20 protein-coding genes are annotated in these 21475 nt (G+C 53.6%); 7 read left to right on the forward strand and 13 right to left on the reverse strand.

What is annotated here, in order from left to right; genetic code table 11:
• Positions 1 to 57 precede the first annotated feature (57 nt).
• The 11 genes from WJU22_RS01400 to WJU22_RS01450 all read right to left on the reverse strand — a co-directional run bounded on the left by WJU22_RS01400 (position 58) and on the right by WJU22_RS01450 (position 11615).
• Positions 58 to 1788, reverse strand: a complete 1731-nt coding sequence (locus tag WJU22_RS01400; RefSeq protein ID WP_341841521.1) for a carboxypeptidase-like regulatory domain-containing protein — start codon at positions 1786 to 1788, stop codon at positions 58 to 60.
• A 547-nt stretch (positions 1789 to 2335) separates the two neighbouring features.
• Complete coding sequence (locus WJU22_RS01405) at positions 2336 to 3649, reverse strand: carboxypeptidase-like regulatory domain-containing protein (RefSeq protein WP_341841522.1); 1314 nt, start codon at positions 3647 to 3649, stop codon at positions 2336 to 2338.
• 152 nt (positions 3650 to 3801) lie between these two features.
• Entirely contained in the window at positions 3802 to 5043 is a 1242-nt protein-coding gene (locus WJU22_RS01410) for a lytic transglycosylase domain-containing protein (protein ID WP_341841523.1), read from the reverse strand.
• Between the two features lie 15 nt (positions 5044 to 5058).
• On the reverse strand, positions 5059 to 6507 hold the full coding sequence (gene gatA, locus WJU22_RS01415) for an Asp-tRNA(Asn)/Glu-tRNA(Gln) amidotransferase subunit GatA (protein ID WP_341841524.1): 1449 nt from the start codon (positions 6505 to 6507) through the stop codon (positions 5059 to 5061).
• Positions 6508 to 6589: 82 nt separating this feature from the next.
• The gene (locus WJU22_RS01420; protein ID WP_126244090.1) at positions 6590 to 6817 is read right to left on the reverse strand and encodes a Sec-independent protein translocase subunit TatA/TatB; all 228 of its coding nucleotides are present in this window, start codon (positions 6815 to 6817) and stop codon (positions 6590 to 6592) included.
• 184 nt (positions 6818 to 7001) lie between these two features.
• On the reverse strand, positions 7002 to 7349 hold the full coding sequence (gene rplS / locus WJU22_RS01425) for a 50S ribosomal protein L19 (RefSeq protein ID WP_126244091.1): 348 nt from the start codon (positions 7347 to 7349) through the stop codon (positions 7002 to 7004).
• 85 nt (positions 7350 to 7434) lie between these two features.
• On the reverse strand, positions 7435 to 8115 hold the full coding sequence (gene trmD, locus WJU22_RS01430; RefSeq protein ID WP_126244092.1) for a tRNA (guanosine(37)-N1)-methyltransferase TrmD: 681 nt from the start codon (positions 8113 to 8115) through the stop codon (positions 7435 to 7437).
• A 12-nt stretch (positions 8116 to 8127) separates the two neighbouring features.
• Positions 8128 to 8649, reverse strand: a complete 522-nt coding sequence (gene rimM / locus WJU22_RS01435) for a ribosome maturation factor RimM (RefSeq protein ID WP_341841525.1) — start codon at positions 8647 to 8649, stop codon at positions 8128 to 8130.
• 77 nt (positions 8650 to 8726) lie between these two features.
• Positions 8727 to 9128 carry a 30S ribosomal protein S16 gene (rpsP, locus tag WJU22_RS27230; RefSeq protein ID WP_423737310.1) on the reverse strand — a complete coding sequence of 134 codons (402 nt, stop codon included), beginning with the start codon at positions 9126 to 9128 and terminating at the stop codon, positions 8727 to 8729.
• Between the two features lie 186 nt (positions 9129 to 9314).
• The gene (gene ffh, locus WJU22_RS01445; protein ID WP_126244095.1) at positions 9315 to 10634 is read right to left on the reverse strand and encodes a signal recognition particle protein; all 1320 of its coding nucleotides are present in this window, start codon (positions 10632 to 10634) and stop codon (positions 9315 to 9317) included.
• A gap of 105 nt (positions 10635 to 10739) precedes the next feature.
• Positions 10740 to 11615, reverse strand: coding sequence for a sigma-70 family RNA polymerase sigma factor (locus WJU22_RS01450; RefSeq protein ID WP_206614510.1), 876 nt, complete (start codon positions 11613 to 11615; stop codon positions 10740 to 10742).
• Positions 11616 to 12008: 393 nt separating this feature from the next.
• Here WJU22_RS01450 and WJU22_RS01455 point away from each other — a divergent pair, with 393 nt between their 5' ends.
• Positions 12009 to 12389, forward strand: coding sequence for an START-like domain-containing protein (locus tag WJU22_RS01455; RefSeq protein WP_126244096.1), 381 nt, complete (start codon positions 12009 to 12011; stop codon positions 12387 to 12389).
• On the opposite strand, the gene WJU22_RS01460 is transcribed toward WJU22_RS01455, so the two are convergent.
• Entirely contained in the window at positions 12386 to 12775 is a 390-nt protein-coding gene (locus tag WJU22_RS01460; RefSeq protein ID WP_341841526.1) for a hypothetical protein, read from the reverse strand. The genes WJU22_RS01455 and WJU22_RS01460 overlap by 4 nt on opposite strands.
• A gap of 357 nt (positions 12776 to 13132) precedes the next feature.
• Here WJU22_RS01460 and WJU22_RS01465 point away from each other — a divergent pair, with 357 nt between their 5' ends.
• From WJU22_RS01465 to WJU22_RS01475, 3 genes are all read left to right on the forward strand, one after another.
• Positions 13133 to 14572: an LptF/LptG family permease gene (locus tag WJU22_RS01465; RefSeq protein ID WP_341841527.1), complete on the forward strand. Its 1440-nt coding sequence runs from the start codon at positions 13133 to 13135 to the stop codon at positions 14570 to 14572.
• Between the two features lie 112 nt (positions 14573 to 14684).
• The gene (locus WJU22_RS01470; RefSeq protein ID WP_341841528.1) at positions 14685 to 15146 is read left to right on the forward strand and encodes a glycosyltransferase family 39 protein; all 462 of its coding nucleotides are present in this window, start codon (positions 14685 to 14687) and stop codon (positions 15144 to 15146) included.
• Positions 15047 to 15922, forward strand: a complete 876-nt coding sequence (locus tag WJU22_RS01475; RefSeq protein ID WP_341841529.1) for a hypothetical protein — start codon at positions 15047 to 15049, stop codon at positions 15920 to 15922. Before WJU22_RS01470 ends, WJU22_RS01475 begins: the two co-directional genes overlap by 100 nt.
• A gap of 205 nt (positions 15923 to 16127) precedes the next feature.
• Here WJU22_RS01475 and WJU22_RS01480 read toward each other — a convergent pair whose 3' ends face one another.
• Entirely contained in the window at positions 16128 to 16856 is a 729-nt protein-coding gene (locus tag WJU22_RS01480; protein WP_341841530.1) for a superoxide dismutase, read from the reverse strand.
• A gap of 565 nt (positions 16857 to 17421) precedes the next feature.
• On the opposite strand from WJU22_RS01480, the gene WJU22_RS01485 reads away from it, so the two are divergent.
• Genes WJU22_RS01485 through WJU22_RS01495 form a run of 3 tightly spaced genes read left to right on the forward strand, consistent with a single transcriptional unit; the run spans position 17422 to position 21469 of the window.
• A complete protein-coding gene (locus WJU22_RS01485; RefSeq protein ID WP_341841531.1) occupies positions 17422 to 18525 on the forward strand; it encodes a ThiF family adenylyltransferase in 1104 nt (367 codons plus the stop codon).
• Between the two features lie 28 nt (positions 18526 to 18553).
• A complete protein-coding gene (locus WJU22_RS01490) occupies positions 18554 to 19252 on the forward strand; it encodes a hypothetical protein (RefSeq protein ID WP_126244102.1) in 699 nt (232 codons plus the stop codon).
• 57 nt (positions 19253 to 19309) lie between these two features.
• On the forward strand, positions 19310 to 21469 hold the full coding sequence (locus WJU22_RS01495; protein ID WP_341841532.1) for a sensor histidine kinase: 2160 nt from the start codon (positions 19310 to 19312) through the stop codon (positions 21467 to 21469).
• Positions 21470 to 21475: the final 6 nt, after the last annotated feature.

The raw sequence follows: 21475 nt of genomic DNA on the forward strand, positions 1-21475 counted from the left end.
TACCACGAAAAAGGCCCCTTCCAACAGAAGGGGCCTTTGGTATTTCGAAAGGGTATATCAACCTTTGATCCGCAACACCTCGAACTTCCCTTCACTGATACTGACTACCGCCGTTCCGTTCACCTCCTTCGCCTGGCCGGAAAACGTGCCCTGCACCAGTTCTCCTTCCTGCCCGAATTTTGTGATCTTTACCTGCATCGTTTGGGAAGTATAGGTTTTCCCGTTCAGTTGCATGGTCAATACACTTTCCTCGAAAGTACCTGCAGCTTCGGCTTCGACGCGCAGGGAAAGTTGCTGGTTGCCGGCAACCATGGTGCACAGGATCTCGTGGCTATGCACGTCGTACATGCCGAGCGCCACGAACGTCTCCCCGGCCTTTCCGCCGATCTGCACCGTCTGCTGGTTGTAGCCCCCGCCATTGATCTTGAATTGCGCCGGCTTCAACTGGTCTTTCGCACAAACTTTTACATCCCCCAATTCCTTCCCGGAATCATCAGCAGGGATGGCTACGGTCTGTTCCGAACTGCCGCCTACCATGTCGAACGCTTTGAGCACGATCGTTTTGCCTTTCGGGCCGAAGATCAGGAAGCGCGACTGGTCGTCTGTATACGCGCTGCCGAGGAGCTCACCGTTGAGGTACATGCTCACGAACCCGACCCATGGCTTGCCTTCGCAGTTGGTAATGCGGCCGGTGAGCTGCGGCCCGCAAGGGAAGGAGATGTGTTGGGTAACGGAGCCGCCTGCGGCCATCGGTGCGATTTCTTTTGTGGCCCCTCTGCCGTTGTTGAGTTTGGGGTCCAGTTTCATAGTGATGGCCATGCCCGCGGGCACGCGGGCTTTGAATTTGCCGTCTTTATCGGTCTGCACGGTTATCTGCCCGATCGTAACGTTGGCGCCGGGCACTTTCGGGGAACCCGATTGGCAGGGGTCGGCCACAAATCCTTCCACCATGGCCGAAATTTTAGGATCGTCTACGTTCCAGGTGGAAAAATGGCCGACCGTGCCCACGTAGCGGTTGCCTTGCCGGGTGGCGATTCCATCTTCCTTCCAGACGCCGGAAGCCTCATCGAAGTGCCAAAGCGGAATGGTAGCGGGGGCCGTTGCTTGCTGAAAGGCCGGTATGGGGAAGGAAAGCAGGGATGTTTTCCCGGATTTGAGTTGCAGCTTTTCACCGGCCGTTGTTGTCATGTCTACGTCGATCATACCGTAGGAATATAGCACCACGACCGACTTGTCCGTCCGTTCGGCGGCGAGGTCGCCACCGGGTATTTTGACGCTGAATTGAGGATCGGCGGGGTCGAGGTGCGTTATCGCGAGGTCCACCGCTCCGTTGTATGTGCTGCCGTCCGGTTTAACGAGCGCGCCGGCAGGTATCTGAACGGATGCGCCGCGGGGCAGGGTAAGGGTGCCTCCAGCCGCGGCGTTGAGCGTGTGGGTGGTGGTCCTGTTTTGGAGGGTGATCCGTACGCCGGCGCTGTTGCCGCCGGTAGCAGTGAAGTGGCGCGTCTGGCTGTGGTAACCGTTTTTGGAGCAATACACGACCAGCGCGCTACCGACCGGTTTCACACCACCCAGCTTGAAATTTCCGGTTGCGTTCGTAGTGGTTTGCAGGGCATCCGATTTGATCGCGGCACCGGCAACGGGCACACCGTTTTCGTCTACGACCGTTCCATTCAATTCAACGATGCCACCGCTGTTACCATCGGGGCCTCCGCCGGATTCGTTGCTTTTCTTGCATGCGGAAAAGAGCGCGGCACAAAGTAGCGCCGGGAAGAGCATTCGGCGCATAGGTTTTAACATTTTGGGATTGATGAGCATTTTACTGATGATGAAGGGTAAAAGCGCGAAAAAACTAAACAGGGGCAACAAAATACCTTCATCCGCCGTCAACTGCCATTTTCCTCCATCCAACAATCCCATCAACCCGCTGAAATGAACACAAAATTTATCTAGTCTCCCCTTTTTATCATCAACGGATGCCGTTCCAGACCTGTAAAATCATGGATAAACAGCAAAATCCTACCCTTCAAACGACGAACCATTTCCAGCCCTGTACAGACCCGCGATCCAAGAGGCTGAGTGGTATTGCAATTACCCCGTCAAAGCACATCCACTTATCCACATCATATGTGTAAGACAAACGATACATTTTATAAAGCTTCCTGATTAAAGCAGCCCTATCGGTAAATTCCGTCATAGAAACTTCATTATCCACATTTCCATGCGTTTTAGGGCGATAGTCAAGCATATACGATAATTGGCCGCGTAATCGATCCAAACAAAAGCCCCCGGGAATTCGGGGGCTTTTGTTTGGGGAAAGGAAACGAGATAATCTTTAACCCAATATCCGCCGTACAATGAATTTCCTGCTCTTGATCTCCACTTTTTCGGTGCCACCGGAAAGCGTCAATTCGCCGGAGAATGTGCCTTCCACCAGTTCTCCCATCACTCCGTACTTCGTAACGGTGATTTGTATTTTATCAGAAATATAGGTTTTGCCGTTCAGGTTCAGTACTACCAGGCTGTTCTGGTACACCCCGGTTGCAACGCCCCCGAATTTCAGCGAAAGTGTCGTCTGGCCGGCCGATATCGAACAATCGGTCGTGGATGCGGAATTTACGGACTGCGCCCTTCCGCCTTCCAGTTTTAAGGGCGTTTCCTGGGTCCCCTGTTTTACGGTGAATTCGGTGGCCGCCACCGGCGTCGGTGCGCACAGTTCGATTTGTCCCAGGTCGGTAACGGTATTGCTGTTCGGCATTACCACCATTCTTGTCGCCACCGCGCCATCGGGGCCAAATGCGGTGAGGTTCACCGTTTGTCCCTGCGGCGCAAACACCCTGAAGCGATTTTGCGCGTCGGAGAATACGGCCGCGATGACTTTATTGTCTTTCTCCAGGCGAATGTGAGACAGCTGCGTGGCGGCAGAACATAAGGTGAAGCGGCCTTCCAGCGTTGGTGCGCAGGCGAAGCTGACGTCCTGGGTAGAAGTAGTGCCTTCGTTTAAGGCGGGCACATTCCTGGAAAAAGTTCTGCCATCGCTGAACCTGCCGCCGATGCTCAGCTCGAACGCCATGCCGGCCACCACGCGCGCGGTGTAATTGCCCTCGTCATCGGTCACCGCAGCGGTTTGACCTAAATAAACCATCATCCCTTTTACCGGTGCGTTGTTCGCGCAGGCATCCGTTACCTTTCCTTTTACGGTGGCCATTTTCGCCGGTACATCCACGTTCCATGTCGAGAAATGGCTCACGCTGGCTTCGTAGACCGTGCCGTTGAGCGTGGCGGAGCCTTCCTCTTTCCAGATACCTTTGGCTTCGTCGAAATGCCACATGGGAATGGAAGCGGGCGCGCCGGTGCGTTGACTGTTCGCGACCGGGAAACGGAGCTGGGCTTGTTTGCCGGTTTTAAGTTTCAGTGGCTGCCCGTCTGCGGTGGTCATCTCCACGTCGAGCATGCCGTAGGAATACAGGGTAACGGTAGAATTATCCGTCCGAACGGCGCTCAGGTCGCCCCCGGGGATTTTGAGGCTGAACTCGGGGTCTGCGGGGTCGATATGCGCGGCCGACAGGTGCACGTCACCGGAGTATGCGCTGCCGTCTGCCGGGGTAGAATGACGGTAAAAACCAAACATCCCATGGAGCATTAACATAGCTAACGGATTGCTGATTCCCGGGTTGACAATCGAAATGAAAGTGCGGGCCAGAAAAACAATCTAAGAAGCAAACTCCCCAATCGCAGACGTACATGCTGCGCAAAAAAAGCGCCATGTTGCCATGGCGCTTTTACAATATCGAAATGTATTTATTTTTTCCGGGTAGTGGTCCGTTTTTTAGCCGGTGCTTTTTTGGCAACGACGGGCTTTTTAACGGGTGCTTTAACCTCAGGCTTTTTCACCGGTGCAGGGAACCTGCTTCTGTCTACGGTGGCGGCCTTGTCGTCCAGCGTCATTTGGAGGGATTCTTTGAGGATCTCTTCTTTTTCGGCCTGGAAGAGTTTCATTTTCTCTTTCGGAACGCGGAGGTCGTAGCTGTTGGATTCTCCAGCGAGGGCTTGAGAGAAACCGGGGTTGAGCCTTTCCAGTTCGTCGGTTTCCATCGCGAGTTTTTTGGCGATGGCTTCGAGCCGGTATTTGCCGGAGATGTTGAACTCAACGGTGTTGAACATATCTTCTTCGGTGAGGGGAGCCGCTTTTCTGAATTCGGCGGCGGTGCTCATTCTGGCGTTGGGCAAAGGCACGTTGGCCGTGTAATTGCTGCCTACGCCGAAGAAGGTGTTGAACCTGTCGAGGATATAACCGGTGGCGATGAATTTATATACATGGGAGCGGGACTCTGCGGGCAGGAAATACTGGATGCCCCAGAAATCGCTCCGGCCGCTGATCCTTTGTGCACGCTGAACGCCGCCGGCGCCGCAATTGTATGCGGCAACTACCAGCAACCAGTCGTCGAACTGATCATAGAGCTCATTGAGGTATTTGGCGGCAGCCACGGTGGATTTATAAATATCCTTCCGTTCGTCCACTTTTTTACCGACGTTGAGCCCGAAGATGCGGGCGGTGCCGCTCATGAACTGCCACATGCCCACGGCGCCTACGCGGGAGCGGGCGTTGTGCAGGAGGCTGGATTCGATCACGGCGAGGTATTTCATTTCCTCGGGAATGCCGTGGTCAAGGAATACCTTTTCGATCATCACGAAATATGGCGCAGACCGTTCTACCATCACCGCGAGGTGTTGGGAATAACGGGTGGCATAATCGTTGATATAATTCTTTACGAAATTATTGTTCATCTGTTCGTACACCTTCGGAGTACTGATAACAGACGGAAGAGCCTGGGCAGCTCTTTTTACCGAAACGCTGGCAGGAGCCCCGTGCACCGAAGTGTCTTTCGGCAGGTGCGCGGACTTTTTTAAGGTAACGGAGGTATCGGCGGATGCATCCTGGATCGGATACACCATCTCCTTATTCACCTCAACGCTGGCGGCAACCACACTGGTACTCCCCACTAAAGCCGGCAATGATAGAAGTAAAAAGACTTTCGTCATACGCGTTGGTTTGTTTTAAACTGTATCTACTTGTTGCATCTGCAACATGGTTTGTGCAATTTCTAACAAGTTCTGCTCGTCTAATTCTCTCGTTATGATCTGTAGGCCATATGGCATCCCGTTGGAATGCCTGGTTAAAGGAACGGAAATCGCCGGAACCCCTGTGAGGTTGGCCAGCACCGTATAAATATCGGCAAGGTACATCGCGATCGGGTCATCCATTTTCTCCCCGATCCTGAACGCGGTCGTTGGTACTGTCGGCAACAGGATGGCATCGTAACGCTGCAAAATCGCCTGCATTTTTTCCACCACCAGCCTTCGTACCTGCTGTGCTTTCGTGAAATAAGCGTCGTAATATCCGGCGCTCAGCACGAAGGTTCCCAGCAATATACGTTTTTTTACCTCCTTCCCGAAGCCTTCAGACCGGCTTTTTCGATAAAAATCGGTCAGATCGATGCCCTTTTCCGGCGTCCGGTGGCCATATTTGACCCCGTCGTACCGGCTCAGGTTACTCGATGCTTCGGCGGTAGTAAGCACATAATATGCTGCTACCACGAAATCAAGGTATTCAAAATCAACCGGTTCTACGGTATGACCTTCCGCCTTTAACTGTTCAAAGAAACTTTCAAATCCTCCCCTCATTTCCGGGTCCAGGCCCTCGTGATGGAGGGCATCCCTTAGATACGCGAATTTGCGCTTTTTATTGTGCAGATCGGTACTTAATTGATATTCAGGCACATCACTTTGTGAGGCCGTGCTATCATAGGCATCGGGACCGGCTATGACTTGCAAAACTCTGGCAACGTCTGCAATATTCGAGCCAAAAATGCCAATTTGGTCGAACGATGAAGCATAGGCCAGGAGCCCATGCCGGCTTACGCGGCCATAGCTGGGCTTGAGGCCCACGATGCCGCAGAAATCGGCCGGCTGGCGCACGGAGCCCCCGGTATCGGAACCAAGGCTCACATGGCATAAACCCGCCTGTACCGCCACCGCCGAACCACCCGAGGAGCCCCCGGGAACGCGCGTCTCGTCGAGCGCATTGAGCGTAGGCCCGTATGCGGAATTCTCGTTGGTAGACCCCATCGCGAACTCGTCGCAATTCAGCCTGCCAATGATAATAGCCCCTGCTTCCAGGAGCCTTTCCACGGCCGTGGCGTTGTAGAGGGACTCAAAACCCTCCAGAATCCGGCTCGCCGCACTCACGGCGTGCCCCTTATAACAAATAACGTCCTTGATGCCAACGACAACGCCCGCCAGCAAACCGGGCCGCTCCCCTTTCCGGATCTTTTCATCCAGGGAACGCGCCTGCCGGAGGGCGTCTTCCGTAAAAACTTCCAGGTATGCGTTTAAATGACGGGTTTGCTCAATGCGGTCAAGGTACATCCGTACCGTTTCCTCGCAGTTCGCTCTCCCGGCATACAACGCCTCCTGAAAAGACGATATACTGCTGTATTCAGTCAAACCCAAACCAGTTTAAATCTTACAATGGTAGATCTCTGCAAAAATCGGCTCTGCACCTGCTATTTAGTCGCGGGAGCTTGGATTAAGCCTGTTTTTTAACGTCGGATTCACGCATCCCTTCTTCCACTTCGCGGCGCACATTATCTTTTGCATCCTTGAACTCACGGATACCTTTACCAAGGCCACGCATCAGTTCGGGAATTTTTTTGCCACCAAAAAGCAGCAATACCACTGCGGCGATGAGGATCAGTTCAGTCATACCGAGTTCCTGGAAAAGTAAAAAAGGTGATTTAACGAAAATAGCAGTCATTTCTCAGTTTTTTATAAATGTTCAGCTAACAAAGATAACGTTTATTTGGGCTTTCGCAACCCTTATCCCCCACTTTAATCGAGTTTTAAGGTCTCCTTCACAACTCATCATAACGGCCTGTCTATCAACAAAAAAAGCGGGAATCCTTCCGGATCCCCGCATACTAATTTCCCTGTATAAAATACTAAACCCTTTTTTCTTTGATACGGGCAGCTTTACCCTGACGCTCGCGCAGGAAGTACAGTTTAGCCCTTCTTACCTTACCAACTTTGTTCAGCACAATGCCGTCGATGTTGGGAGAATACAGCGGGAAGAGCCTTTCAACACCCACCCCGTCAGAAATCTTACGAACAGTGAAAGTAGCCGTGAAACCAGTACCCTGGATCTTTACCACATCACCTTTGAAGGATTGGATACGCTCCTTGTTTCCTTCAACGATCTTATAGTTAACGGTAACGTTGTCACCGGCTTTAAACTTCGGAAATTGCTTATTAGCAGTCAACTGCTCGTGAACAAAAGAAATCGCGTTCATCTTTCAATTATTATTAGGACGGCAAAGGTAAGGAAGAATATCCAATAACCAACACCTTTTCCCGGTTTTTTAAAATTTATTTGATTCAGTCATGGTCCAACAAGTCCGGCCGGCGGGCTTTTGTCCGCTTCAACGCCTCGTCGTGCCGCCACTCGTCTATCTTCCTGTGATCCCCGCTCATGAGGACCGCAGGTACTTTCCAGCCCCGGAACTCTTCCGGACGGGTATACACCGGCGGCGCCAGCATATTGTCCTGGAACGAGTCGAAAAGGGCCGAAGTTTCGTCGTTCAGCACCCCGGGCAACAGCCGCCCGATCGCGTCCACCACCACCGCTGCGGCCAGTTCGCCGCCCGACAGCACGAAATCGCCGATCGAGATCTCCATCGTCACGAAATGCTCCCGCACCCGCTCGTCGATCCCCTTGTAATGCCCGCAGATGATCAGCAGATTCCCTTTGAGCGACAGCCGGTTGGCCGTTTTCTGGTTGAATTGCTGCCCGTCGGGCGTCATATAGATGATCTCGTCGTAGGTCACTTCCTTTTGCAACGATTCGATCGCGGTCACCAGCGGCTCGATCATCATCACCATCCCTGCCCCGCCGCCGAACTGGTAGTCGTCGGTCTGGCTGTTCTTCAGGGTAGAAAAATCGCGCAATTGATGGATGTTTACCTCCAGCAGGCCCTTTGTTTTCGCCCTTTTCATGATCGAGTGGGAGAACGGGCTCTCCAGCAGATCGGGCTGTACGGTAATGATGTCTATCCGCATAACGTATTTCTGTTACCCTAAATAAATGTCCAGCAGGCCGGCCGGCAGTTCGAGATGGAGCACCTTGCCCTTGCGATCTACCTTCAACATGGTCTGTTCGTTCAGCGGCAGCAGCATTTCCTTTTCCTTGTAGGTGACGCGGGCCAGCAGCTGGTGCGGCATTTCGATGATCTCGTCCACCGTTCCCAGCACCCCATGCTCCGCGTCCTGCGCCGTAAAGCCCAGGAGGCTCAGGGGCGCCTGGCCGGAAGCCTGCGCCTGGAAATCTTCTTCCTGGAGATACACGCCTTTCTGCAAATAGGCCCTTGCGGCCTCGCGGGTGTCTATCCCTTCCAGTTTGACGTAGATATGCTCCGCATCCTTGGCTTTGGCTTTCTGCACGAAATAAGGCAGGAAACTGTTTTTCCGCTCTTCGATGAAAATAGCGGCCACGTCTTTAAGGGAAGACCGTTTGCCGAGACTGTGCTTCAGCAGGAATTCCCCGTCGGTGCCGTGAACGGCGGCCAGTTTGCCGATATTGAAATAGTTCGCCATGAACAGGTGTGATAAAAAAGCAAAAAGGGAATCTTTGCGAGCAAATCTTCCCTTTTTGAAATGTGTTATACAGCGGATTATGCTTCTGCCGGTGCTTCGCCTTCTTCAGCGGCGGGAGCGGCCGGAGCTGCGTCCTCAACTTTACGAACTACCGGAGTGGCAGCGCGTACTACTCTTTTCTGGCTTTCGCGGCGGGCGGTCACTTTTTCTTCGTGATCAGCCTGCCACTGCTCGAATTTGGTGTAAGCGGTAGGTTCGTCGAACAAACCGAGTTTCACACCACGGAGCAGGTGTTTCAGGTACAGAACGCCTTTGAAGGACAGGATCCTACGAACAGTGTCGGTGGGTTGAGCACCTTTCTGCAGCCAGCGGAGCGCTTTCTGCGTGTCAATGTTGATAGAAGCCGGTACGGTCAGCGGGTTGTAGGTACCGATTTTCTGAATGAATTTACCATCACGGGGCGCGCGGGCATCAGCCACTACGATAAAGTAAAAAGGTCTTTTCTTGGCGCCGTGTCTCTGTAATCTGATCTTAACTGGCATAAATAAGTCGAATTATTTTTTGCGAGTGGTGAAAAAAATTGTTTCTATTGGGGCAGCAAATGTATAGCTAAAAATGAATTTTACAAAATAAAAGTTCACTTTTCACTTTTGCCGCTATTTTACTTATTTCATTTTCAGCCCTTTGGCTCCTCCAGGCATCTTATTCATCATTTTCATCATCTGACGCATTTGTTCAAATTGCTTCATGAACTGGTTGACGTCGGCGATTTCCTTCCCTGCGCCCTTGGCGATGCGGCGGCGGCGGCTCCCGTCGATAAGGTCGGGATTGGCGCGCTCTGCGGGCGTCATGGAGTTGATCATGGCTTCGATGCCTTTGAACGCATCGTCGCTGATATCGAGGTCTTTCACGGCTTTGCCTACGCCGGGGATCATCCCGAGCAAATCCTTGATGGAGCCCATTTTCTTGATCTGCTGCAGCTGTTCCTTGAAGTCGTCGAAATCGAACTGGTTCTGGCGGATCTTCTTTTCGAGCTTTTTGGCCTGTTCTTCGTTGAACTGGGCCTGTGCGCGCTCCACGAGGGTGGTAATGTCTCCCATGCCGAGGATACGCTGCGCCATACGTTCGGGGTAGAAAACGTCGAGCGTGTCGAGCTTTTCGCCCATAGACACGAACTTGATCGGTTTCTGCACCGTGTAGGTGATGGTGAGGGCCGCACCGCCGCGGGTGTCGCCATCGAGCTTGGTAAGCACGATACCGGAGAAATCGAGCTTTTCGTTGAAGGCCTTGGCGGTGTTCACCGCATCCTGGCCGGTCATGGAATCCACCACGAAGAGGATTTCCTGGGGCTGGACGGCCTTTTTCACGTTGCTCACCTCGGTCATCATCACTTCATCGACCGCGAGGCGGCCGGCGGTATCGATGATCACGACGTTGTTGCCGTTGGCTTTCGCCTGTTTGATGGCGTTTTCCGCGATCTGAACGGCGTTTTTGTTTTCGGGCTCGCTATATACTTCCACCCCGATCTGGCCGCCGAGCACCTGCAGCTGGTCGATCGCCGCAGGACGGTAGATATCCGCTGCAACGAGCAGGGGCTTTTTGTTCTTTTTGGATTTGAGGAAATTGGCCAGTTTACCGGAGAAAGTGGTTTTACCGGAACCCTGCAGGCCGGCGATGAGGATCACGGTGGGGTTGGCTTTGAGCTCCAGTTCCACTTCGGTGTTGCCCATCAGTTCCACCAGTTCGTCTTTCACGATCTTCACCATGAGCTGGCCGGGAGAAATGGCGGTGATCACCTTTTCGCCGAGGGCTTTGTCTTTTACTTTATCGGTAAAGTCTTTGGCGATCTTGTAGTTCACGTCCGCGTCCACCAGGGCGCGGCGTATCTCTTTCACGGTAGTGGCGATATTGATTTCCGAGATACGACCTTCGCCCTTTAGTTGTTTAAAGGCCGACTCGAGCCGCTCTGATAATGATTCAAACATATTGGTAAACTGGTATGATCTTTAAAAATGCAAAATGGTGAATATTTCGAATATTCACCATTTGGACTGCAAAAATAAGTTTTTGTTGCGTTCGCGGGAAAAAAATCAGCCACCGAGATAATTCCGCAGCAGTTTGCTTCTGGAGGTGGTGCGGAGTTTGGTGATGGCTTTGTCTTTTATCTGGCGTACGCGTTCTCGGGTAAGACCGAATTTTTCGCCGATGTCTTCGAGGCTCATGGGATGTTCCACGCCGATGCCGAAATAGAGCATGATCACGTCTTTCTGGCGGTCGGTGAGGGTGGAAAGGGAGCGTTCGATCTCGCGGCGGAGGGAATCGTGGTGATCGAGCTCCTCGTCTGCACTAACGGCATTGGGATTCTCGAGCACGTCGAGCAGGGAATTGTCTTCGCCGTCGATGAACGGAGCGTCCATAGACACGTGGCGGGCGGCAACGCCGAGGGTGGCTTCCACTTCTTCGGTGTTGATTTCGAGGATGGTGGCGAGCTCGTCGGGCGAGGGCTCACGTTCGAATTCCTGTTCGAGCTGGGAGTAGGCTTTGCTGATTTTGTTGGACAGGCCTACTTTATTGAGCGGGAGGCGCACGATGCGCGACTGCTCTGCGAGTGCCTGGAGGATGGATTGACGGATCCACCAAACGGCGTATGATATGAATTTGAAACCGCGGGTTTCATCGAACCGCTGGGCGGCTTTGATGAGGCCGAGGTTGCCTTCGTTGATAAGGTCAGAAAGGGAAAGGCCCTGGTTCTGGTACTGTTTGGCTACAGACACCACGAAGCGGAGGTTGGCTTTGGTAAGCTTTTCCAACGCGCGCTGGTCGCCCTGCTTGATGCGGATGGCCAGGTTCACTTCTTCTTCCGGCGTGATGAGATCCACTTTGCCGATCTCCTGCAAATACTTTTCTAGCGACTGGGACTCACGATTCGTGATGGACTTCGTGATTTTTAGTTGGCGCATTGACATAGCACGGGAACAGTTACAGGTTATTAATAAGTTAATTTAGAAGAATGCCCAACAAAAATAACTTTTTTTAGATACGACCCAAAAAAATTACTAACCATTGAATCCTTTTCAAGCAAAATCGATTGTTGGTAATAATCTGTTCGTGTTATACCGCATTAACCGGCACTGATACTGGATTCACCTATGATGGTCAGGGTGTGGAAAACGGGGTTGGTTTAACCGTTTCTTCAATCGCAAAATACATAATTAAATATTTTTATATTCCATTTTGTTATAAATCGTGAAAATGAGAGCTTTAGGCGGGAAAATGTTTTTCAAAATTTATTTTGATAGAATAAATAATTTTCTATAATTGCAGGCAGATGATTTTGATTTCTATAATAATACAGTGCGATGTCAAAGAAAGTGCAATATGAGTTAGAATATCCGGTGCGGTGCTCCCCAAGTATTCTTTATGAATTTTTGTCGACCCCTGCTGGTTTGCAGGAGTGGTTTGCCGACAAGGTGGATTTCCGGGATAATGTTTTTTCGTTTTCCTGGAATGGATCCGCGGAGGAAGCAGAAGTGCTGGAACAGGAAGAAGACGAGTTTATCCGCTTACATTGGACACATGCTCCCAAAAACGAGTATTTCGAATTCAGGATTCGGATCTCCGAAGTAACGAACATGACTATCCTGGTAATCAAGGATTTCGCAGAGAAAAAAGAAGTGGCGGACCAAAGCCAGCTCTGGGATTACCAGATCAAGGACCTTTTCCACCGTATCGGCAACTAACTATCTGAGGAACCTCCCAACCAGCCCAGCAGCGATGCATATTCTACCGCCGCAACGGGCAGGATATTTTCCCAATCTGTCAACTTACACTGTTTTGCTATTTTAACGAAGGGCTGTTGCAGGATGCCTTTCCATTGCTCCTCCGTGAGCGTGGAAGCTGCGCGGTAGTTGTCTTCGCCGAAATGATGCTGCCAGGGGTCGTCGTTCACACAAACGTGCCACCCCGCGGATGCGAGCCGTTCGTGCATGCCCGTTAGCGCGCCGCGCCGGCGCTCCAGCTCCTCCCCCGCCAGGTGCAGCGTGAGACTGAAATAGCGCCCCCACCAGAAAAACGTCCGGCAGGCGAATATGCTGTTCCGTGAGAAAGCACGGGGATAGTCGAGCATGACGTACGGGAGGCCCAGGTATTGCTCCCCCGCGAGATCTTCGGCGGCTGCGCCCCCTCAAGCTCCCATCCCCCGATCGTCATATCCGCCTCCATGGCCGATTGCAGCGATCCGAACATCGCATATACCTTTTCGATCACCCGGTTTTTCGTGAGAATGATCTCCGCATCTGCCGCCAGTGCCATTTCACTTTCCGTAAGCCTGTAGTCTTCCATGCCGAAAATATTAACCAATTTTTGGGCGGGCCGCTGTTCCTCCTGTCGGGATTCGTATTAACTTTGTGCGGCCGCTTTTCAAAAATAAGCTGAAAACCAGGCCTTTTTACATTTTACCGTTTTATTTTTCATTCGCCGATTCGTGAAGAAACTCGATAAACTGATCATCAAAACCTTCGTGGGCCCATTCATCGCCACATTTTTCGTGACGCTGTTCGTGCTTATCATGCAGTTCGTCTGGAAGTATATCGACGACCTCGTGGGCAAAGGGCTGGACACGCCGGTGATCATGGAGCTGCTCATCTATACCAGCGCCAGCCTCGTTCCGCTTGCGCTTCCGCTGGCCGTGCTCCTTTCTTCCATCATGACCTTCGGCAACCTTGGCGAAAGCTTCGAGCTGGTGGCCATCAAATCGGCGGGCATTTCCCTGCTGCGGTTCATCCGCCCCCTGCTCTTCCTTTCCATCGGCATCGGCATCTGCGCCTTCCTTTTCGCCAACTACATCATCCCCATCGCCAACCTCCGCGCCAAATCGCTCCTCTACGATATCACCAATTCCAAACCCGCCTTCAACATCAAACAGGGCGTGTTTTACGGCGATATCCCGGGGTACACCATCAAAGTAGCGAAGAAAGAAGCGGATAACAAGACCATCCACCAGGTGATGATCTACGAAAACTCCCTGGGCGATAAAAACCCGCGCATCATCCTCGCCGAAAAAGGCACCATGGAATTGTCGGCCGATAAACGCTTCCTCCTTTTCACGCTCTATAACGGCTGGCGATATGAAGAACGCGGCAATACCCGCGCCCAGCAAGGCAATGAGCTGATCAGGCTCGGGTTCAAGAAATACATCAAACCGTTCGACCTCCAGACGTTCGCGTTCGACCGTCTGCCGATGGACCTTTTCGCCAGCAACCAGCAGATGCTGAACGTCCGCCAGCTGGATTACGGCATCGATTCGCTCCGCCGCATCGATTCCTCCATCGTCCGCACCGTCAACGCCTATGTGACCACCCGGTATCCGTTCTACAAGTGGAAAGACACGGGCTGGGCGGCCAATGTGAAGCCCCTGGCTACAGACACCTTTTTCAATTCGATCCCTGAAGCCAGCCGCAGGTACGTGATCGAGCGGGTGGAATCGAACCTCCGGGAATCGGAGTCGAGCCTTTCCACTTCTTCCAAAGATTACGTCGACAATAAAGAAAAAATATCGCTTTTCAAGGTGGAATGGCAGCGCAAATTCTCACTGGCCGCGGCCTGCGTGGTGCTTTTCCTCATCGGTGCGCCGCTGGGCTCCATCATCCGGAAAGGCGGGCTGGGAACGCCGCTCGTGTTTGCGGTGATCTTCTTCGTCATCTTCAACATCTTCTTCATGACCGGCGAAAAAATGGCCCGACGGGAAGTGATGGCTTCCTGGAGCGGCATGTGGCTCGCCAATATCGTATTGTTGCCCATTTCGGCTTTCCTGGTGTACAAGGCCATGAACGACAGCCAGCTTTTCAACAAGGAATTCTACTACCGCTTCTTCCAGCGCGTGAAAAAGGAGTGGCAAAAACGCTTCAAAAAACAGCCCGCCTGAGTTTGCGGCACGGTTGATGCGGTAACAGCTTTTTCCGGCCGGGGCACTACCGGCGGGAAAATGGCGTTATTACCGTTGAACGGCCTGAGAGACCGGCAAACCATATCGACTGATGAAGCAAATCCTGACAGTTCTGGCGGCAGCACTGCTGTTCCTTCCTTTTCCTATTTTATTCCGGACAGGCCTTGCGCCTGGAGCGGACGCACCGCTGTACGGCTGGCTACAATCCGCCGCGGAAGCGGTTTTCGGCCATGGGCCTTTTGCTGCGCGCGTCCCCAATGCGCTGGCGGGCATTTTGACCGTGCTCACCTGTTTCCAGCTCGGGAAGCGGCGCGACGATGAGCGTTTCGGGATGTGGTGGGCCCTGGTCCTGGTGGGCTCCTGGCTGCCGCAACTGTTGTTCAGGAGCGATGCGCCGATGATCTGGGGCAATTATTTCCTTTTTCTTTCCATTTACCTGGCTTACCGCCTGTCGTGGAGCACTTTCCCTGGCGCGCGGCGGCTTTATCGGGCGTGGGTTTGGGGATCGCGACCTTGTCTGCCGGGCTCGTGGCGCCTGTCATCTGGGCGTTGACGGGGCTGGTGTACTGGACCTGGAAGCGGTTCCATACCGGTTTGAAGTGGCCACAGCTGTTGTTTATCGTCATGATCGCCGCGGTGTCTGCCGGCTGGTATTATGCCTGGCTGGGCTGGCGCGGCGGGCTGGCGGGGCTTCGCATCCAGCCGTATGCTTCGGCCGGCAATTCATTTTCGCTTCACTGGCTGGCCATGGTGGCCTGTTTCCCGGTGCTGGCGTTTGCGCTGACCTGGTTGCAGACGGCACGCACGCGGTCTATTTACCTGGCGCAGCCGGCGGAAAACAGGGATATGTCGTGGTGGATGTGGGCGATGTTCTGGACGGGACTGCTGGTGCTTTCCGTGATGCGCGCTCCGCTGGAAAGCGCGTCGTTGCTGCATTTGCCGTTGGCGTACCTGGCGGCGGTGCAGGTGCACCGCGTGGTGGAGGGACGGCTCCGGCTGCGGCCCTGGAACCATGCGCTGCTGCTCATTTTGGGCATTGGCGGAGGGCTGATGCTGGCGTTGCTGCCGCTGGCGGGCAAATATCACCCGGAGCTGCTGCCGACATGCTTCCGGCCGGATGCGGACTGGCATATCGCGGAGATGGCGTATGGCATTTTGTATATGATCTTCACGGCCGTGGGCGCGGCTTTGGTGGCGAAGAAGCGGGCGCAGGAGGGGTTGATGCTGCTGCTTTTCGGTGGAATGCTGCTGATTACGCTGGCGGCGGTGAGTTTCGGGGATAAGGTGCAATTGGCGCCGCAGGGCACGGCTGTCGAAACGAAAAAGTGATCCCCAGTAATATAATTGAAAGGCTTGTACCCTCTTTCCGGTGCAGGCCTTTTTACATGAGTTCGGGTACACCTGAAGTTCCGCATAACGGTTACACCGGAGTGGCGGGTAGGCGATAAATCCACTTGCATTTGCCGGTAAACGCGCATAAAAAAGCGACCGTTGCACGGGGCAACGGTCGCGGGCATATGTTGGGCCGGGGGCCTTATTTCTTCAGTGCTTCTTCGTAGAGCGCGCTCACTTTTTCCCAGTTTACCACGTTCCAGAAGGCCGCGATATAGTCGGGGCGCTTGTTCTGGTGTTTGAGGTAATAGGCGTGCTCCCACACGTCGAGGCCCAGGATGGGTGTTCCGGGTTCTTTGGCGAGGTGGGTCATGAGGGGATTGTCCTGGTTGGGGGTGGAAGTGATGGCGAGTTGGCCGCCTTTTTTCACGATGAGCCAGGCCCATCCGGAGCCGAATACGCCTTTGGCGGCGTCGCCGAACTTCTGACGGAAGGCTTCATCTGACCCGAAAGCCGCGGTGATAGCGGATTTCAGTTTAGCGGAGGGTTCCGTTTTGGTGGGCGACAGCAGGCTCCAGAAAAGGGAGTGATTGTAATGGCCGCCGCCGTTGTTGCGGATGGCGGGCTCTGCCGCGGTAACGGCGGACAGGATCTGACCGAGGGATTTGGCGGCGAGGGGGCTCGACTTCAGGGCATCGTTCAGGTTTTTCACATAAGCGGCGTGGTGTTTCCCGTGATGGATTTCCATGGTAAGCTGGTCGATATTCGGCTCCAGCGCGCCGGCGGCATACGGAAGGGGCGGCAGTTCGAACGGGGCCTTGGCGGCGAGGAGGTCTTTATTCTGCTCCCCTGCGGCAAAAAGCCCAGACGGATTGGCTATCGCAGCCACGCCGGCCAGTCCGGCCAGTTTTATGAATTCTCTCTTATTCATAATGAACATATTATTATTACAAATCTATTATTTCCACCGTAAAACCATGCAAATATTACACCAATGACGGGCGTTTTATTAATTTGCGGCTACGGAGGCCATTATTTTGCGGTTACTGCAAAATAATGCTATCGTTTCTCGTTTAATTTGAAATTAATTGCTATTTTACTTTTATATTCATGTGTAAGCTGTAGTGTACTTAATCATTTTGAAAAGATGAAGCCATTTATCCCTGGAGCCAGGATCAGTCCCCGACGGTACGAAAGGTATGCCGCAGGCGAGCCTGACTGCCAAATCCGGCGAAATCCGGGCATCGTCCATCTCCCCTTAAAAGTCAAATCAAGCGCCATTCTTTTCCATTCAAGTTCATTAGTTAATACCCCTGTTTCCTGAAAAAGGGAAAGGTGACACAGGATTCCCGACCGTTGGGCTTATGCAAACGGTTGAATGCAATAAATTAAACCGGCCGGCAGCCGAAACGAAGCCGGGCGGTATTTGATTTTTGGATATAAGTATCAGAGCACAGGCTATTAATCATTAAAAGAAAATCGAGCGTAGCGGCAGTATGACACTAAAGGAACGCATACAAGAGACACAATCGGCGCCTATCACCTACACCCCGGTATTTTTCTACCCGGACCGGGCTGCAGATCAGGCAGCACTGCAGCAATTGCTGGAGGCGCAACCGTATATAAGGGTATATGATGAGCTGGCCGGTCAGCTCCGGGAACTGGTGAAAATCCAGCACCCGACGCGCCGGCTGTCGGAAGCGGAAACGGTTACGGCCGTGGAAGCGCATCTGAACGGCGTTCCGCAAGACCAGTACGGCGTTTGGGTATTTTACCCGTGGACGGCCAAGCTGGTGCACCTGCTCGGGAAGGAAGAATTCATCGCGCTCCGCACATCGCGGAACATGCACAAGATCACGGCGGCGGAAAGAGACGCGCTGCAGGAAAAGAAAATAGGCGTCATCGGTCTTTCCGTAGGCCAGACCATCGCCCTCACACTGGCTATGGAGCGGGTTTGCGGGGAATTGCGGCTGGCGGATTTCGACGATGTGGAACTGACGAATATGAACCGCCTGCGCACGACCGTCGACAACCTGGGGATGCCCAAAGTGATCGTGGCGGCGCGGGAGATCGTGGAAATGGACCCTTACATCCAGGTGAAAGTTTACCTGGACGGGGCTACGGAAGCGAACCTCGACGATTTTCTCACCGGCGGCGGCAAGCTCGACATCCTGGTGGAAGAGTGCGACGGGGTGGATGTGAAGATCCTCAGTCGCCAGAAAGCCCGCAAACACCGCATCCCCGTGGTTATGGACACCAACGACCGTGGAATGCTGGACATCGAGCGGTTCGACCTCGACCCGGAATACCCCCTGTTGCACGGGCTCATCCCTCCTATCGAAGACCTGGGCATGTTGAAACATCTGAGCAACGAGGAAAAGATTCCCATCCTGGGGCCGATGGCGGGTATGGCAGACATGAGCCCCCGCATGAAATATTCGCTGGGAGAGATCGGCAAAACCATCACCACCTGGCCGCAACTGGCCTCCTCCGTTATGCTGGGCGGGGCGTTGGTGACAGACACCTGCCGGAGGATATTGCTGGACCAGCTGAAAAGCTCCGGCAGATACTATGTGGATTTCGATCAACTCATTCAATAACGCCCAAATTAACTAAACGAAGCAATCAATGAGCGCACCGATCAACGTTAGGGCATTTTTCGCACCAGACGACCCGGAAGCAGCCATGCGATTTTACGAAGGCCATAGTAAGCTGTTACAGATTTACTTCGGTATTCACAAAATCACATCCGGCAATGTGGACTGGATCAGCCACCGGAATACGGTGGTGGTGATCGTGGAAGACGAAACAGGCACCAAAACCTACGGTGGCGCCCGGGTCCAGATTGCAGACGGCGTACTGCCCCTCCCCATTGAAATGGCGGTGGGCAAGTACGATCCGAAAGTATATACGGACGTGGTGCCCGGCAGCGCGGAAATCTGCGGGCTGTGGAACTCCAAGGAGGTGGCGGGCATGGGCATCGGGAGCCTCATCCTCAGCAGGGTTTGCGTGGCGCTCACCACCCAGCTGCCCGTGGGCAACGTACACGTACTTTGCGCACCGGTAACAGTGAGAGGCGCCAAGCGTGTAGGCGCGGTCATCGACACTTCTCTGGGGAACGAAGGGGTGTTTTATTACCCGAAAGACGACCTGGTGGCAACGGCGATGATCATCCGCGACAACCACGAGCTGGCCAGCGCAGACCCCTCGGAGCAGGCGCTCATCGCCGATCTGCGGAGCAATCCCAACCAGGTGCGCACGGAAACCGGGCCCAAAGGGACCTTCGAAGTCAATTACATGTTGGGCCTCCCACAAATGGTTCCTTAAAATCAGTATGTTTGCTGCGGCATTCGCCGCCTGACTATATAACAATCGTGAACTAAAATGTCTATACGTTTATTCGCCCTGATCCTGCTTACCCTTGCTGCCCAATTGACGACCCGCGCACAGTCGCCCGTCGTATTCCGCGACAGCGCCCAGCTTTTACAGGTAGGCGAATACCTGGACCTTTACATCGACAGTTCCAACGAGCTTACCATCGACCAGGTGCGCAAGCAGGAATTCCGGCGCTCCGGCAGCAGGGTCCCCAATCTCCAGATCACGCCCTTCACCAGCTGGGCCCGCATCCACGTCACCAACGCCACGCCCATCACCCGGCTCCTTCTCGAAGTGGAATACCCTACGATCGACGAGATCTCGCTTTATGAAGTGCTCCCCGGCGGAGGGTACAAAGTGACCGAACTGGGCCAGTACCAGCCTTTTAAGATCCGCCCCATCAACCATCAGAACTACATCTTCCCCCTCGATATCCAGCAGGGGCAGACCCGTGAATATTTCCTGAAGATCCGCGCCGGCGAACAGGCCCAGCTGCCCATGTACCTCGGCGCCGAGTCGACGCTCTTCGCCAAGAACACCGAGCGTAACTTCATCTTCGGGCTGTATGCCGGCATCATCCTCGTGATGGCGCTGTACAACTTCTTCATCTGGCTCACGGTGCGCGACAACAGCTACCTCATTTACGTGAGCTATATCATCTGCGTGGGCCTTACGCAGGCTTCGCAGCAAGGGTATACATTCCGCTTCCTGTGGCCGAACAGCCCGTGGCTGGCGATGCACGACACGCTGCTCATCCCGGTCTTCAACGGGATCACGGCGGCGCTGTTCATCCAATCGTTCCTGCATACCCGTGAAAAGTACAAACTGGGGCATAAACTCCTCACCGGCGTGGTGGTCGCCTATTCGCTGGCGCTCGTTCCCACGTTGATGGACAACCACTTCGTGGCCAACATGATGACGCAGATCATCGCCATGACGGCTTCGCTGCTGGCGATTTTCGTGGGTTTCAAGGTGTGGCGGAAAGGGTACGGGCCGGCGGCTTACTTCCTCGTGGCCTGGGGGATATTCCTGGCGAGCGTGTGTATTTTCGTGTTGCGGAATTTCAATATCCTGCCGTATAACGACTTCACGTATTACGCCCTGCAGGTGGGCTCCGCGGCGGAGGTAACCTTGCTTTCCTTCGCGCTGGCCAACAAGATCAATATTTACCGGAAGGAGAAGGAGGAATCCCAGGCGGTGGCGCTCCGTATTTCGCAGGAAAACGAGCAGCTGGTGCGCGAACAGAACGTGATATTGGAAGCGAAAGTGGCAGAACGCACCGAGGCGCTGCAAACCTCCAACGGCGAACTGAACAAGGCGCTCACCAACCTGAAAAGCGCCCAGACGCAACTGGTGGAATCGGAGAAGATGGCCTCGCTCGGTCAGCTCACCGCCGGCATCGCCCACGAAATCAACAACCCCATCAACTTCGTAACGTCCAACATCAAGCCGCTGAAGCTCGATTTCGAGGATATCCGCTCCCTGCTGCGAAAATACGACACCATCCGTCCGGGAGAAGACGTGGCCGGGCAACTGGCGGAGATCGAACGGTTCAAGCAGCAGATCGATATCGGGTATTTGCATGAGGAGATAGACACCCTCATCAAAGGGATCGAAGACGGCGCCAACCGTACCGCAGAGATCGTGAAAGGCCTCCGGACGTTCAGCCGCCTCGACGAAAGCGACCTCAAATCGGTAGACATCCATGAAGGCCTCAACTCCACCATGGTACTGCTCCGCAACAATATCCCCAAGAACGTGACGGTACATTACGATTACGGCGAACTGCCGAAAATCGAATGCTTCGCCGGCAAGCTCAACCAGGTGTTCCTCAATATCATCAACAACGCGCTGAACGCCATTAAGATGAAGCCGGACCAGGGAGACGAGCGGCTGACGATCAAGACGCGGCTGGAAGCCGACCAGATGGTGAGCATCAGTATCAAAGACAGTGGCATCGGCATGTCTGACAAGGTAAAGGAAAAGATTTTCGAGCCGTTCTTCACAACAAAAGACGTCGGCGAAGGCACGGGCCTCGGGCTATCCATCGTATTTAGCATCATCGAGAAGCACCACGGAAGGATCGTGGTAAATTCCGAACCCGGAAACGGAGCGGAATTTATCATATATTTACCCCAGAATGTGCCTATCGCTCAGAGTCATGCGTAAATAAAA

The sequence above is a fragment of the Chitinophaga caseinilytica genome, assembly GCF_038396765.1.
Taxonomy (GTDB): domain Bacteria; phylum Bacteroidota; class Bacteroidia; order Chitinophagales; family Chitinophagaceae; genus Chitinophaga; species Chitinophaga caseinilytica.